This is a genomic window from Pseudosulfitobacter sp. DSM 107133 (genome assembly GCF_022788695.1).
Taxonomy (GTDB): Bacteria; Pseudomonadota; Alphaproteobacteria; order Rhodobacterales; family Rhodobacteraceae; genus Pseudosulfitobacter.
Genome location: NZ_CP085155.1, coordinates 280,766 through 294,480, shown reverse-complemented (window position 1 = coordinate 294,480; position 13,715 = coordinate 280,766). Strand labels below are relative to the sequence as shown.

Sequence of the window (13,715 nt, the reverse complement as noted above, 5' to 3'; positions counted from 1 at the left end):
CCTAGAGGCGAACAGCGTCAGACCGCACCGCGCGGCCCGACGCACGACATAATATCCGTCGGGGGGCCCCTTGGGGCTGAGAGGTGCATGCACCGACCCGTCGAACCTGATCCGGGTCATACCGGCGTAGGGAACGGGTAGGTTGCGCATCACATCGCGCAGGCTCTTTTTCCACGTCGGCAGTCCCACATACGTTGGAGATGCCCGTGGCCCACAGACCCCCGATTGCCTTGACCATTGCCGGTTCCGACAGTGGCGGTGGCGCCGGTATTCAGGCGGACATCAAGGCGATGTCGGCCAATGGCGTCTATGCTGCCAGCGTCCTGACCGCCATCACCGCGCAGAACACCATGGCGGTAACGGCTGTTCACGAGGTGCCCGCCGACATGGTCGCCGCGCAGATTGCGGCGGTTCTGGATGATCTGGATGTGGCGGCGGTCAAGCTGGGGATGCTGTCGGGCGCTGCCGTCATCGCAGCCGTGGCAGAGGGACTAGCGGGCTTTGCCGGGCCGGTTGTCGTTGATCCGGTGATGATTGCCAAATCGGGCGATGCGTTGTTGCATGACACTGCGGTTGACGCCTTGGCGCGCCGGATTCTGCCGCTGGCGACGCTGCTGACCCCCAACCTGCCCGAAGCCGCGCGGCTTCTGGGCGCGGCAGAGGCGAAAACCCCCGACGAGATGGCCGCACAGGGCATGCGCCTGCTGGCGATGGGGCCGCGAGCGGTCCTGATGAAGGGGGGACATGGCGCAGGCGAAACCTGCACCGACGTGCTGGTCGACGCCAGCGGCACCATCGCCACCCTGTCCGCGCCGCGCCTGCACACCCGCAACACCCATGGCACCGGCTGCACCTATTCCGCAGCCATTGCGGCGCAGCTTGCCCGTGGGGTGGACCTGCCCGCCGCCGTCGCCGCTGCGCATGGCTATCTGCAAGGGGCGATTGCCGCTGCCGACACATTGGACATCGGCGCGGGCCACGGTCCCGTCCACCATTTCCACGGTCAGTGGTGATGCATCGCATTACCATCATCGGCGCCGGTGTCGCGGGCCTGTGCGTGGCACGCGCCCTGCTGGATCGCGGCGCGCGGGTCACGTTGATCGACCGTCAGGCCACCCTTGGCCCGCAATCCTGTTCGTGGTGGGCCGGCGGTATGCTGGCCCCGTTCTGCGAGGGCGAAAGCGCCGAAGAACCCGTGGTGCGGCTGGGGCAGGAGGCCGTCGGCTGGTGGGCCGCCCACACGCAGGCCGTCCACAGGAACGGCACGCTGGTGATCTCGCCCGCCCGCGACACTGCCGAACTGACCCGCTTTGCCCGCCGCACCCGCAATCACAGCCCCGTGGACGCAGAACAAATCGCAGCACTGGAACCCGATCTGGCGAACCGTTTCACACGCGGTCTGTTCTTCAAGGACGAGGCCCACCTTGCCCCCCGCGACGCCCTTGCGCAACTGCGCGCGGGTCTGATCCGTGACGGGGTGATCTTTGAACAGGGTGATGCCGACCCCGATGCGCTGGCCCGCCAAGGCCTGACCATAGACTGCCGTGGCTTTCAGGCCCGCGCGCAAATCCCCGACCTGCGCGGCGTCAAGGGCGAGATGCTGGTGCTGTCCTGCCCCGACGTCACGCTGTCCCGCCCCCTGCGCCTGCTGCACCCGCGTATGCCGCTGTACATCGTGCCGCGCGGCGATGGTGTGTTCATGCTGGGGGCGACGATGATCGAAGGCCAGGCAGGCCGCCATGTCACCGCCCGCGCCCTGCTGGAACTGCTCAGCGCCGCCTATGCGCTGACCCCCGCCTTTGGCGAGGCCGAGGTGATCGAGATCGGCGTCGACAGCCGCCCCGCTTTTGCCGACAACCTGCCGCGCATCCGCCGGCACGGCAACCTGATCCGCGCCAATGGCTTGTTCCGGCACGGTTTTCTTCTGGCCCCTGCCCTCGCCCGCATGGTGGCCGGCCTGATTTATGACAACACAACCCCCGAGGTGATGGATGAAACTACAACTTAACGGAGACCCGATTGACACGCAGGCCGACACGCTGGCCGATCTGCTGACGGCACAGGGCCTTGGCGATGCCAAGGTGGCCACCGCCGTCAATGGCCGCTTTGTCCCCGCCGGCGCCCGCACCGCCTGCGGGCTGACCGATGGCGATTTGATCGAGGTTCTTGCCCCGATGCAGGGGGGCTGAGCGATGCGCGATTTTTACGGCACCACGCTCGCCAACGCCCTGATGCTGGGCACCGCGCAATACCCGTCGCCCGCCATTCTGGCCGATGCCTTCCGGCGCAGCGGCGCCAGCGTGGCCACCGTATCGCTGCGCCGCGAAAGCGGGCAGGACCGGGCGGGGCAGGATTTCTGGCAGCTGATCCGCGATCTGGGCGTGCAGGTGCTGCCCAACACCGCCGGGTGCCACAGCGTGAAAGAAGCGGTGACAACCGCCCATATGGCCCGCGAGGTCTTTGACACCAGTTGGATCAAACTGGAAGTGATCGGCGAGGAAGACACCCTGCAACCCGATGTTTTCGGGCTGGTCGAGGCCGCGCGCATCCTGACCGAGGACGGTTTTCAGGTGTTCCCCTATACCACCGAGGATCTGGTGGTGGCCGACCGCCTGTTGCAAGCAGGCTGCGAAGTGCTGATGCCATGGGGCGCGCCCATCGGCTCGGGGCTGGGGCTGAACAACATCTTTGGCCTGCGCGCTATGCGGGCGCATTTTCCCGATGTGCCGCTGGTGATTGATGCCGGTCTGGGCCTGCCGTCACAGGCGGCGCGGGCGATGGAGCTGGGCTTTGACGCGGTGCTGCTGAACACGGCTGTGGCCAAGGCAGGCGATCCGGCAGCAATGGCCGAGGCCTTTGCCACAGCCCTGCGCGCAGGCCAGTTGGCCCACGCCGCCGACCCGATGGAGCCGCGCGATATGGCCGCCCCCTCAACCCCCGTAATTGGCAAGGCGTTTTTGCAATGACACTGGATCGTTTCTATCCGATTTTTGACAGCGCCGACTGGATCGAACGGCTGGTGCCGCTGGGCATCAAGCTGGTGCAACTGCGCATCAAAGACGCCGACCCCGAAACCATCCGCGCCCATGTGAAACGGGCTCAGGCAGTCTGTGCCGCCCATGGCTGCACGCTGGTGCTGAACGACCACTGGTCGACGGCCATCGAAACCGGCTGTGACTGGCTGCATCTGGGACAGGAAGATCTGAATGGCGCCGATATTGATGCCATCCGCGCGGCGGGTCTGCGACTGGGCATCAGCACCCATGACAAGGCCGAACTGGCCCGCGCCCTGACGCTCAAGCCTGATTATATCGCGCTGGGGCCGATTTATCCGACCATTCTGAAACAGATGAAATGGCATCAACAGGGCGTGGAAAAGCTGACCACATGGCGTGAGTTGATCGGTGCGACACCCCTGATCGCCATCGGTGGTATGAACATCGACCGTGCGCCCGGTGCCTTTGCCGCCGGGGCCGATGTGGTCTCGGCTGTCACCGACATCACCCTGAACGCCGATCCCGAAGCGCGCATTGCCGCGTGGCTGGCGGCCACAAGATGAGCCGCTATGCCCGTCAGATGCTGCTGCCCGAAGTTGGCAGCGCCGGACAGGCCGCCATTGCCGCCGCCCGTGTTCTGGTGGTGGGCGCCGGTGGCCTTGCCGCGCCCGCTCTGCACTATCTGGCCGGCGCGGGCGTGGGGCATCTGACGCTGGTTGACGGCGATGTCGTGTCGCTGTCGAACCTGCACCGCCAGCCCCTGTTCCGCGAGGCAGATGTGGGCCGTCCGAAAGTCGAGGCGGCTGCCGAAACCCTGCGGGCGATGAACGCCGATTGCACCTTTACCCCCCTGCCCTGTGCGCTTGATCCGGCGAACGCGGCAAACCTTGTGGCGGGCGCAACGCTGGTGCTGGATTGCGCCGACAGCTTTGCCGCCAGCTATATCCTGTCAGACATCTGCCTTGATCTTGGCGTGCCGCTTGTCAGCGCCTCGGCGCTGGGGTTTGCGGGCTATGTGGGCGGGTTCTGTGGCGCCGCGCCGTCACTGCGTGCCGTGTTTCCCGACCTGCCCGACCGCGCCGCCACCTGTGCGACCGCCGGCGTGATGGGGCCGGTTGTGGGCATGATCGGCGCAGCGCAGGCGCAGATGGCTTTGGGTGTGATAATCGGTCAAACCCCGTCACCGCTGGGCCAGTTGATGCAGTTCGACATGCAAGGGATGCGCAGCAGCGGCTTTCGCTTCGACGGTGCCCCCGAGCCTGCGGACGGCCCGAAATTCATCGCCCCCCGTGACCTGACACCGCAGGATTTCGTCATTGAACTGCGCGACAGCGACGAAGCGCCTGTTCCCGTATCCCAACACGCGCACCGCACCAGCGTTGCGGAATTCCGCCAACAGAAATCCACCCCAAAAGACGGACAGCGCGCCGTTTTTGCCTGCCGCTCGGGGCTGCGGGCATGGCAGGCGGGCGCGCATTTGCGCAGCCACTGGGCCGGAGAAATCACCCTGATTGCAATGGGCGACACGCCCCCCACCGAAAGGCAAACCTGATGAAACTCACCGCCCTGACAACCGCCATGTCGCTGGCCGCAGCCCCGCTGCTGGCTGCGGACGACATGACCCTGATGCTGGACTGGTTCGTGAACCCCGACCACGGGCCGATCATCGTGGCACAAGAGCTGGGCTATTTCGCCGAGCAGGATCTGAACGTCGAAATCATCGCCCCCGCCGATCCTGCCGACCCGCCCAAGCTGGTCGCCGCGGGCAAGGCCGATCTGGCAATTTCCTATCAACCGCACCTGCACCTGCAAATCCACGAGGGCCTGCCGCTGCGCCGCGTCGGCACATTGGTCGCAACACCGCTGAACTGCCTGCTGGTGCTGGCCGACGGGCCGATCAAATCACCTGCCGATCTGACGGGCAAGAAGGTGGGCTTTTCCGTCAGCGGCGTCGAAGAGGCTGTTCTGGGCACGATCCTGCGCCACAACGGGCTGACCATGGACGCGGTTGAAATGGTCAACGTCAACTGGTCGCTGTCGCCCTCGCTGATGTCCGGTCAGGTCGATGCGGTGATCGGCGCCTATCGCAATTTCGAACTGAACCAGATGGAGATCGAAGGCGTGCCCGGCACATGCTTTTACGTCGAGGAACAGGGCCTGCCCGCCTATGACGAGCTGATCTATGTCGCCAATGCCGACACCATGGACAAGGATATGATCGCGCGCTTTCTGGCCGCGACCGAGAAGGCAACGCAGTATATCGTCAATCATCCCGACGAAAGCTGGGCGCTGTTCGCCAGCACATCCGCCGAATTGCAGGACGAACTGAACGCCCGCGCATGGGCCGACACGGTGCCGCGTTTCGCCCTGCGCCCCGGCGCGATGGACGTGGGCCGCTACGCCGCGTTCGAGACCTTTCTGAACGAAGCAGGCCTGACCACCCGGATGACCCCGGTTTCGGACATCGCAATCGACGTGACCGCACCATGAGCGCCCCGGACTATGGCAGCACCTACGCGCTGTGGCGCGCCGGTGCAGCGGGCACCTGGGATGATTACATGACCCATCCCTTTGTCGAAGGGCTGCGCGACGGCACCCTGCCGCGCAGTGCGTACCTGCATTATCTGGTACAGGATTACGTCTATCTTGTACATTATGCCCGCGCCTGGTCGCTGGGCGTGATCAAATCCGAAACCTTGGAGGAGATGAAGGTCTGCGCCGCCACGGTGGATGCGCTGACCAACCGCGAAATGTCGCTGCATGTGCGCACCTGCGCGGCGGCAGGCATTGACGAACAGACCCTGTTCAACGCCACCGAAGAGGTCGCGAACCTGGCCTATACCCGCTATGTGATCGACGCGGGGCTTCAGGGCGATTTCATCGACCTGATGGCGGCGCTTGCGCCCTGTGTGTTCGGCTATGGCGAAATCGGCCTGCGACTGGCCCGCGAACAGGTGCCCGACACGCCCTATGCCGACTGGATCAGCACCTATGGCGGGGCGGATTATCAGCAGGTCTGCACCACCGTCGGCGCGATGATCGACAGCGCCGTGGCGCGGCGCATTGGCGATCTGGAAACCTCGCCGCGCAGACAGACGGTGCAAGACCGGTTCACACGGGCCACGGCGCTTGAGGTCGGATTCTGGCAGATGGGATTTGACGGGCGATGACCGAGGTTCCGGGCATTCACCTTGCCGGACGGCACCACATTGACGGGCAGCTGTTGTTCGATGCCAACCTCACGCTGCCCGCCGGTCAGTGGACCTGTCTTCTGGGCCGCTCGGGGGTGGGCAAGTCGACCATCCTGCGGCTGATTTTGGGGCTGGAAACCGGCGGGCAGTTCGCCGGCACCATCACCGCCACGGACGGTGCAGCGCTGGACGGGCGCATCAGCTATATGGCGCAGTCCGACCTGTTGCTGCCGTGGCTGTCGGTGCTGGAGAACACCTGTATCGGCGCGCGCCTGCGCGGGCGCGCGCCTGATCTGGACCGTGCGCAGGCACTGCTGGCGCGCGTCGGGCTGCTGGCCCATGCGGACAAGACACCGAACCAGTTGTCCGGCGGGATGCGCCAGCGGGTCGCGCTGGCCCGCACCCTGTTCGAAGACCGCCCGCTGGTGCTGCTGGACGAGCCGTTTTCGGCACTGGACGCCGGCACCCGCGCCGACATGCAGGAACTGGCCGCCGAAGCCTTGCAGGGGCGCACCGTGCTGCTGGTCACCCACGATCCGGCCGAGGCCGCGCGTCTGGCGCATCAGATCATCGTCATGACCGCCGCAGGCGCGCAGGTCTGGCCGGTGCCCGAAACACCTGCACTGCGCGCGATTGACGACGGGCAAACCTTTGACTGCCAGACCCGCCTGCTGGCCCATCTGAGGGCAGCGGCATGAGGGCGCGTGACATTGTGCTGGCGGTGCTGCTGGGGCTGGGCCTGTGGCAAGGGCTGGTGATGCTGACGGGTGCCCCTCATTTCATCCTGCCCTCGCCGTGGCGGGTGGCGCAGGCGGCCTTTCGCAGCCGTGCGATAATTGCCGAAAACACATGGGTCACTGCAACCGAAGTGCTGCTGGGGCTGGGGCTGGGCACCCTGTTTGGGGCCGTCACCGCGATCCAGCTGGCCCTGTCGAAAACCGCCGAGCGGCTGATGCTGCCGATACTGGTGTTCACACAGGCCGTGCCGGTCTTTGCGCTGGCGCCGTTGCTGACGCTGTGGTTCGGCTATGGCATGGGGTCCAAGGTGGTGATGGCGGTGCTGATCATCTATTTCCCCGTCACCTCGGCCTTTCACGACGGGCTGGTGCGCATTGATCAGGGCTATCGCGATCTGGCGGTGTCGATGGGTGCCGGCAAATACCAGTTCATGCGCCACATGCAAATTCCCAACGCGCTGCCGGGTCTGGCAACGGGGCTGAAGCTGGCGGCGGTCTATGCGCCCATCGGGGCGGTGATCGGTGAATGGGTGGGTGCCTCGAAAGGGCTGGGCTACCTGATGCTGCTGGCCAACGGGCGTGCCAAGATTGACCTGATGTTTGCCAGCCTGATCGTGCTGGCAGTGCTGACCGTGGCGCTGCACATTGTGGTGGGCCGGCTTGCAGACGGGCTGGCACGCTATGCCAAGGGGCGCTAAGCCCGCAACTGGAACCCCCGCGCGATGTGGTCGCGCACGAACCAGATCAGCGCCACACCCGGCACCAGTGACAGCACCATCATCGCCATCACCAGCCCGATGTCGGTCTGGAAGGTAAACAGCGCGTCGATGGCCATGGTGATCGGTTTGCCCCCTGTCGATGTCAGGATACGGGCAAAGACGACCTCGACCCAGGAGAAGATAAAGCAGAAGAAACAGGCCACCCCGACCCCCGGCGCAATCACCGGCAACAGGTGGCCAACAAAGAACCGCGGCAGCGAATGTCCGTCCAGAAAGGCGGTTTCGTCAAACTCGCGCGGCACGGCAGAGATGAAGCTTTCCAAGATCCAGATGGCGATCGGGATGTTGAACAGGCAATGCACCAGCGCGATGCCAAAGGGGGAATTCAGCAGCCCCAGCCGCGCAAACAGCAGGAAGATCGGCAGCGACAGCACCACGGGCGGCGTGATGCGAAAGGCCAGCAGCAACAGGAACACATGCCGGTCCCCGACAAAGCGGTAGCGCGACAGCGCATAGGCGGCAGGCAGCGCCACGGACAGTGTCAGCACCACATTGGCGGTCACATAGGTCAGCGAATTGCCCAAGGATGCGACCAGCGCGGGGCTGGCAAAGATATTGCGGTAGTTCACCAGCGACCAGTCACCCACGGTTACCCCCGGATGCGGCAGGGTCACGGTCAGGCTGAGCACAATCGCCTGCACCAGCGGCCCGATGATGAACACGGCCAGCGCCAGCAGGGCCAGCGTGCGCAAGATGCCCCGCATGCTCATTTGACCTCGCGCTGCATGGCAACGCGGAACAGCCATGCCACCGTAAGCACCAATAGGAAATACAGAACCGACCGCGCGGCGGCAGGGCCGTAGTTGAAGGCGTTGATTTCCTCGCCCAGCTCCAGCGACAGGAATGCAGTGGCCCCCATCGGTCCGCCTGCGTTGATGCCAAAGGCTTCGACATAGATCATCAGGCTGTCGATCACCCGCAACAAAAGCGCCATCAGCAGGACGGGCCGGATCTTGGGCAGCTGGATGTGCCAGAACACCTGAGCGCGCGACGCGCCGTCGATGCGGGCGGCCTGATAATAGGAGGGCGGGATCGCGGACAGGCCGGAATAGGCCAGGATCACCACCAGCCCGATCCAGTGCCATGTGTCGACCGTGACCAGCAACGCATAGGTGTGAACGGCGTTGAACTTATAGTCGAAATCGAACCCGATGGCGTCGAACATCTGCGCCACGGTCCCGTAGGTCGGGTGCAGCAGGTTCAGCCAGATCATCGGGATCAGGTTCCACGGCACCACCAGCGGGATCGCCACCAGCATCAGCACCAGACTGCCCGCCAGCCGCCCGCGCGGGATCATCAACGCGATGGCGATGCCCAGCGGAAACTGCACCAGCACCACCAGCGCCGAGAACAACAGGCTGCGCCCGAGGGCGGCGTAGAGGTCGGGCGTGCCGACCAGTTCGGCAAACCATTCTGTGCCCACCCAGAACCGGCTTTGCAGGGTGAAGATGTCGAAGAACGCATAGTTGAACACCGCGATCAGCGGCACCAAACCGACGATCCCCAGCACCGACATCGCGGGCAGCATCAGCAGCCACGCGCGGTTGTCGGGGCGTTGGTTGCTCACAACGCCGCCCGCAGGATGTCCTCGTAGGTGTTCACCGGCAGCGGCACGGCGTTCTTCTGGCTGGAGGATGCGGCGCGGCCCTGGGCGGCCAGATCGGGCAGCATTGCATCGGTAGCGCCATAGTCGGCCAGTCGCGGCAAGCCCTGCGCGGTCATCCACGCGGCCAGCCCCGACAGCGCGTCGCCGCCCTGTTCGGGGGCAAAGACATCGGCCACTTCGGCGGCGCAACCGGCCACGCAACTGGCACCTGCGGTGGCATTCGCGCGCATCACCGGCACCAGCAACCGTCCGCACAGCGCCCCGTGCGGCGCGCCCAGCCGTGCGCCCAGAACCGCCGCCAGACCATGCGCCGCCCCCAGCCCGCCGTTGGCGAGCGCCATGCCACTGGCCAGCGACGCCCAGGCCATGGCGGGCCAGCCTGCCCTGTCGTCCGCGACCACGTCGCGCAGGGCACGCAAGGCACCGGGCAGCGCCTGCGCCGTCAGCGCGCGGGTAAAGGGGGTGGCGGCGACCGATGTCTGCGCCTCGATCAGCTGGGTGACCGCGTCCAGCCCCGCGTGCAGGGCAATGGCACGGGGTGCTCCGGCCATCAGGTCTGGGTCCACCAGCGCGTGATCGGGAAACAGGGCGCGGCCGCGTATGCTCAGCTTGGTGCCCAGTGTCGGCACGTCCAGCACCGCGTTGCGCGTGACCTCGGCCCCCGTCCCTGCCGTCGTGGGCAGCGCGATCAGGCGCAGATCGGCGCGGTGGTCCAGCAGCGCAGGATCAATGCGGGAAAAGTCATCGCTCAGCCGCACGCCCGTGCCTGCCAGCACCGCCAGCACCTTGCCCGTGTCCAGAACCGAGCCACCGCCGCAGGCAACAACCGTGCCAACAGCAATGCCCTCCAGCGCATCGAGGGCCGCGTTGATGCTGTCCACCGAGGGTTCGCCCGTGCAGCGGATCACACAGGCCACATCGCCCAGCATCTGCAACACCGGATCAGAGGCCGCGCCGCTGGCACCTTGTACAAAAACCACTGGATTATGTACAAGATCCGGCAACCTGGCAGCGCTGCCCGCGCCAAAGGCAATCTGCACAGGGCAGTCGATGGCAAAGGGCGTCATCGCGTCAATACCGCAGCGTGCTGTCGACGGCGCGTTTCCAATTCGCGTATTTGGTGGCGCGGGCCTCTTCGCACAGTGTTGGCGTGAACTGTCGGTCCAGCGCCCATTGCCGGCCGAATGCCTTTTGATCGGGCAGCGCGTCGGCCTGCATACCGGCCAGCCACGCAGCGCCCAAGGCGGTGGTTTCCAGAACCCTGGGCCGGTCCACCGGTGCGCCGATGATGTCCGACAGGAATTGCATCGCCCAATCCGACGCGCTCATCCCGCCGTCAACGCGCAGCACCCCACGGCCCGTATCATCGGCCCAGTCGGCATACATCGCTTCGAGAAGATCGCGGGTCTGGTAGCCAACGCTTTCCAGCGCCGCCTTGGCCAGCTCCTCGGGGCCGGAATTGCGCGACAGGCCAAAGATCGCGCCACGGCAATCGGGGTTCCAGTAGGGCGCGCCAAGGCCGGTAAAGGCGGGCACAAGGATCACGTCCTGCGCGGGGTCGGCGTTTTCGGCCAGCGGTTGCGTCTGCGACGCCTCGCGGATGATCTTCAGCCCGTCGCGCAGCCATTGCACCACGGCGCCGGCCACAAAAATCGACCCTTCCAGCGCATAGGTCGGCTTGCCGTCCAGTTGATAGGCAATCGTCGTCAGCAACCGGTTGTTCGAGCGTACCGGCGTGTCGCCCGTGTTCAGCAAGGCAAAGCAGCCGGTGCCATAGGTCGATTTCATCATGCCGGGTTCAAAACACGCCTGACCGATGGTCGCGGCCTGCTGGTCGCCCGCCACGCCCAGAATGGGGATCGGGCGGCCAAACAGATCGGCGCGGGTGGTGCCGAAATCGGCGGCGCTGTCACGCACATCCGGCAGCATCGACATGGGCACGCCCATCAGGTCACAGATGGTCTGGCTCCAGCGTCCCTTGCGGATGTCATAGAGCATGGTGCGCGCGGCGTTGGTGGCGTCGGTGGCGTGCACCTCGCCGCCTGTCAGCTTCCAGATCAGATAGCAATCGACAGTGCCGAACAGCAGATCGCCCGCCTGTGCGGCGGCGCGCGCGCCGTCGACGTTGTCGAGGATCCATTTGACCTTGGTCGCGGAAAAATACGGGTCCAGCAGCAGGCCGGTGCGGTCGGCCACCATGTCGGCGTGGCCCGCATCACGCAGGGATTTGCAGAAATCGGCGGTGCGCCGGTCCTGCCAGACAATCGCGTTATAGACCGGCTTGCCAGTCTTCTTGTCCCACACAACAGTGGTTTCGCGCTGGTTGGTGATACCGATGGAAATGATGTCCTGCGCGTCAATGCCTGCGCGTTCGATCACGGCGCGGCAGGTGCCTGCGGTGGTGCTCCACAAGTCGGAGGGATCGTGTTCGACCCAGCCGGATTTGGGGAAAATCTGGGGGAATTCCTCTTGCGAGGTCGCTTTGAGGTTCAGGGTTTCGTCAAACAGGATGGCACGGCTGGATGTGGTGCCTTGGTCGATCGACAGGATGTATTTCATTGCAGTCACACGCTCTGGATCAAATGGGCAAACGGGGGGCCAGATATGGCCCCCCGCAGTATCATGCAATCAGGGATTATTCCCAGGATTTGATCAGCTCGTCATAAGCGACGGTCTTGGGCTCTTCGTCCTCGTTTGCCAGCTTGGGATAAGGTGCACCGGGCTGTTCGAACCAGTATTCGGCGCTTTCCTCCGGGTTCAGCTTGGGACCAAGATCGCCCTGCACGCCGGCACGTTCCAGACGCTGAAGCACTTTTTCCTGATCGGCGCAAAGCGCATCCAAAGCCTGCTGGGGTGTTTTCGCACCGGACATGGCGTCGCCGATGTTCTGCCACCACAGTTGGGCCAGCTTGGGGTAATCCGGCACGTTTGTACCCGTTGGCGACCATGCCACACGCGCGGGCGAGCGGTAGAATTCGACCAAACCACCCAGACGCGGTGCGCGCTCGGTGAAGTGTTCGCTGTCGATGGTCGATTCACGGATAAAGGTCAGGCCCACATCCGATTTCTTGAGATCAACCGTTTTCGACACCACGAACTGTGCATAAAGCCAAGCGGCCTGTGCGCGGTCCACGGGGGTCGATTCCATCAGCGTCCAGCTGCCTGCGTCCTGATAGCCGATCTTCTGGCCCTCTTTCCAATAGGCACCGTGGGGCGAAGGGGCCATGCGCCATTTGGGCGTGCCGTCTTCGTTCATCACGGGCAGACCGGGTTTCACCGTGTCGGCGGTAAAGGCGGTGTACCAGAACATCTGTTGCGCGACGTTGCCCTGCGCGGGGATCGGGCCCGCTTCGGAGAAGGTCATGCCGGCCGCGGCGGGTGGCGAGTATTTTTGCAGCCATTCGATTGCCTTGGTCACCGCATAGACGGCAGCGGGCGAGTTGGTGGCACCGCCGCGTGTCACGCACGAGCCTGTGGGCTGGGATTGTTCGTTGACGCGAATGCCCCATTCATCGACGGGCAGACCGTTTGGTTCACCCACATCGCCCATGCCGGCCATCGACATCCACGCATCGGTGTAACGCCAGCCCAGGCTGGGGTCTTTCTTGCCGTAGTCCATGTTGCCAAAGACTTCGCCCGAGACATCCATGTGGCTGAGGTCACGACCGGTGAAGAATTCGGCAATGTCCTCATAGGCCGACCAGTTGACCGGAACGCCCAGATCATAGCCGTATTTCTCTTTGAAATCGGCCATGTTCTTTTCGTCGTTGAACCAGTCATAGCGGAACCAATAGAGGTTCGCGAACTGCTGGGTCGGCAGCTGGTACAGCTTGCCATCGGGGCCGGTGGTGAACGACGTGCCGATGAAATCGTCCAGATCCAGCGTGGGCAGGGTCACGTCCTTGCCTTCGTTCGCCATCCAGTCGGTCAGGTTGCGCACCTGCTTGTAGCGCCAGTGGGTGCCGATCAGGTCGCTGTCGTTGATATAGGCGTCATAGATGTTTTCGCCAGACTGCATTTGTGTTTGCAGCTTTTCGACAACGTCGCCTTCGCCGATCAGGTCATGGGTGACCTTGATGCCGGTGATCGCGGTGAAGGCAGGCGCCAGCACCTGGCTTTCGTATTCATGCGTGGTGATGGTTTCCGAGACGACCTTGATCTCCATGCCCTCATAGGGCTTGGCAGCGTCGACAAAGAACTGCATCTCGGCTTCCTGATCGGCGCGCGACAGGGTCGAGACATCGCCGATCTCGGCATCGAGGAACGCCTTGGCGGCCTCCATGTCGGCAAAGGCCGGGCTGCCAAGCAGTCCCAGCGCAACGACCACGGCCGTTGAGGATTTCAGTGATAAATTCATAATGTTTCCTCCCTTATGAATGTGGAAATTAACGTGGTCGCAGGGCCCC

General features: G+C 64.5%; 15 protein-coding genes and 1 riboswitch. Of the genes, 10 read left to right on the top strand and 5 right to left on the bottom strand.

Translation table 11 applies throughout. The features are described from left to right. Window positions 1–49 precede the first annotated feature (49 nt). A riboswitch (TPP riboswitch) is annotated at window positions 50–150 on the top strand. Between the two features lie 56 nt (window positions 151–206). The 10 genes from thiD to DSM107133_RS19100 are packed head-to-tail and all read left to right on the top strand — an operon-like array spanning window position 207 to window position 7,622. Further along, complete coding sequence (gene thiD / locus DSM107133_RS19145) at window positions 207–1,013, top strand: bifunctional hydroxymethylpyrimidine kinase/phosphomethylpyrimidine kinase (protein WP_240310656.1); 807 nt, start codon at window positions 207–209, stop codon at window positions 1,011–1,013. After that, on the top strand, window positions 1,013–2,008 hold the full coding sequence (locus DSM107133_RS19140) for an FAD-dependent oxidoreductase (protein ID WP_114295134.1): 996 nt from the start codon (window positions 1,013–1,015) through the stop codon (window positions 2,006–2,008). The genes thiD and DSM107133_RS19140 overlap by 1 nt, the downstream gene beginning before the upstream one ends. Further along, window positions 1,992–2,189 carry a sulfur carrier protein ThiS gene (gene thiS / locus DSM107133_RS19135; RefSeq protein ID WP_114295133.1) on the top strand — a complete coding sequence of 66 codons (198 nt, stop codon included), beginning with the start codon at window positions 1,992–1,994 and terminating at the stop codon, window positions 2,187–2,189. Before DSM107133_RS19140 ends, thiS begins: the two co-directional genes overlap by 17 nt. Window positions 2,190–2,192: 3 nt before the next feature. Continuing rightward, on the top strand, window positions 2,193–2,966 hold the full coding sequence (locus DSM107133_RS19130) for a thiazole synthase (RefSeq protein WP_114295132.1): 774 nt from the start codon (window positions 2,193–2,195) through the stop codon (window positions 2,964–2,966). Continuing rightward, entirely contained in the window at window positions 2,963–3,559 is a 597-nt protein-coding gene (locus tag DSM107133_RS19125; protein WP_114295131.1) for a thiamine phosphate synthase, read from the top strand. The genes DSM107133_RS19130 and DSM107133_RS19125 overlap by 4 nt, the downstream gene beginning before the upstream one ends. Further along, window positions 3,556–4,548 carry a HesA/MoeB/ThiF family protein gene (locus DSM107133_RS19120; RefSeq protein WP_205387896.1) on the top strand — a complete coding sequence of 331 codons (993 nt, stop codon included), beginning with the start codon at window positions 3,556–3,558 and terminating at the stop codon, window positions 4,546–4,548. Before DSM107133_RS19125 ends, DSM107133_RS19120 begins: the two co-directional genes overlap by 4 nt. Further along, window positions 4,548–5,486 carry an ABC transporter substrate-binding protein gene (locus DSM107133_RS19115; RefSeq protein WP_114295129.1) on the top strand — a complete coding sequence of 313 codons (939 nt, stop codon included), beginning with the start codon at window positions 4,548–4,550 and terminating at the stop codon, window positions 5,484–5,486. Before DSM107133_RS19120 ends, DSM107133_RS19115 begins: the two co-directional genes overlap by 1 nt. Further along, complete coding sequence (tenA, locus tag DSM107133_RS19110; protein WP_114295128.1) at window positions 5,483–6,166, top strand: thiaminase II; 684 nt, start codon at window positions 5,483–5,485, stop codon at window positions 6,164–6,166. Before DSM107133_RS19115 ends, tenA begins: the two co-directional genes overlap by 4 nt. Beyond that, the gene (locus DSM107133_RS19105; RefSeq protein ID WP_114295127.1) at window positions 6,163–6,885 is read left to right on the top strand and encodes an ATP-binding cassette domain-containing protein; all 723 of its coding nucleotides are present in this window, start codon (window positions 6,163–6,165) and stop codon (window positions 6,883–6,885) included. Before tenA ends, DSM107133_RS19105 begins: the two co-directional genes overlap by 4 nt. Continuing rightward, window positions 6,882–7,622 (top strand): ABC transporter permease, encoded by a 741-nt coding sequence (locus DSM107133_RS19100; RefSeq protein ID WP_114295126.1) that lies wholly within the window; start codon window positions 6,882–6,884, stop codon window positions 7,620–7,622. Before DSM107133_RS19105 ends, DSM107133_RS19100 begins: the two co-directional genes overlap by 4 nt. Here DSM107133_RS19100 and DSM107133_RS19095 read toward each other — a convergent pair. The 5 genes from DSM107133_RS19095 to DSM107133_RS19075 all read right to left on the bottom strand — a co-directional run bounded on the left by DSM107133_RS19095 (window position 7,619) and on the right by DSM107133_RS19075 (window position 13,666). Beyond that, window positions 7,619–8,407, bottom strand: a complete 789-nt coding sequence (locus DSM107133_RS19095; RefSeq protein ID WP_114295125.1) for a carbohydrate ABC transporter permease — start codon at window positions 8,405–8,407, stop codon at window positions 7,619–7,621. The two genes, DSM107133_RS19100 and DSM107133_RS19095, sit on opposite strands and share 4 nt — an antisense overlap. Before the next feature lie 2 nt (window positions 8,408–8,409). Beyond that, complete coding sequence (locus tag DSM107133_RS19090; protein ID WP_240310654.1) at window positions 8,410–9,270, bottom strand: sugar ABC transporter permease; 861 nt, start codon at window positions 9,268–9,270, stop codon at window positions 8,410–8,412. After that, window positions 9,267–10,376: an iron-containing alcohol dehydrogenase gene (locus DSM107133_RS19085; protein ID WP_114295124.1), complete on the bottom strand. Its 1,110-nt coding sequence runs from the start codon at window positions 10,374–10,376 to the stop codon at window positions 9,267–9,269. The genes DSM107133_RS19090 and DSM107133_RS19085 overlap by 4 nt, the downstream gene beginning before the upstream one ends. 4 nt (window positions 10,377–10,380) lie before the next feature. Beyond that, entirely contained in the window at window positions 10,381–11,868 is a 1,488-nt protein-coding gene (glpK, locus tag DSM107133_RS19080) for a glycerol kinase GlpK (RefSeq protein ID WP_114295123.1), read from the bottom strand. 76 nt (window positions 11,869–11,944) lie between these two features. After that, window positions 11,945–13,666, bottom strand: coding sequence for an ABC transporter substrate-binding protein (locus DSM107133_RS19075; protein WP_114295122.1), 1,722 nt, complete (start codon window positions 13,664–13,666; stop codon window positions 11,945–11,947). Window positions 13,667–13,715 lie beyond the last annotated feature (49 nt).

Excerpts from the sequence above, each read along its gene's own strand:
- DSM107133_RS19140 (WP_114295134.1), top strand. The coding sequence starts at position 1,013 with ATGCATCGCATTACCATCATCGGCGCCGGTGTCGCGGGCCTGTGCGTG.
- thiS (WP_114295133.1), top strand. The coding sequence starts at position 1,992 with ATGAAACTACAACTTAACGGAGACCCGATTGACACGCAGGCCGACACG.
- DSM107133_RS19130 (WP_114295132.1), top strand. The coding sequence starts at position 2,193 with ATGCGCGATTTTTACGGCACCACGCTCGCCAACGCCCTGATGCTGGGC.
- DSM107133_RS19125 (WP_114295131.1), top strand. The coding sequence starts at position 2,963 with ATGACACTGGATCGTTTCTATCCGATTTTTGACAGCGCCGACTGGATC.
- DSM107133_RS19120 (WP_205387896.1), top strand. The coding sequence starts at position 3,556 with ATGAGCCGCTATGCCCGTCAGATGCTGCTGCCCGAAGTTGGCAGCGCC.
- DSM107133_RS19115 (WP_114295129.1), top strand. The coding sequence starts at position 4,548 with ATGAAACTCACCGCCCTGACAACCGCCATGTCGCTGGCCGCAGCCCCG.
- tenA (WP_114295128.1), top strand. The coding sequence starts at position 5,483 with ATGAGCGCCCCGGACTATGGCAGCACCTACGCGCTGTGGCGCGCCGGT.
- DSM107133_RS19105 (WP_114295127.1), top strand. The coding sequence starts at position 6,163 with ATGACCGAGGTTCCGGGCATTCACCTTGCCGGACGGCACCACATTGAC.
- DSM107133_RS19100 (WP_114295126.1), top strand. The coding sequence starts at position 6,882 with ATGAGGGCGCGTGACATTGTGCTGGCGGTGCTGCTGGGGCTGGGCCTG.
- DSM107133_RS19095 (WP_114295125.1), bottom strand. The coding sequence starts at position 8,407 with ATGCGGGGCATCTTGCGCACGCTGGCCCTGCTGGCGCTGGCCGTGTTC.
- DSM107133_RS19085 (WP_114295124.1), bottom strand. The coding sequence starts at position 10,376 with ATGACGCCCTTTGCCATCGACTGCCCTGTGCAGATTGCCTTTGGCGCG.
- glpK (WP_114295123.1), bottom strand. The coding sequence starts at position 11,868 with ATGAAATACATCCTGTCGATCGACCAAGGCACCACATCCAGCCGTGCC.
- DSM107133_RS19075 (WP_114295122.1), bottom strand. The coding sequence starts at position 13,666 with ATGAATTTATCACTGAAATCCTCAACGGCCGTGGTCGTTGCGCTGGGA.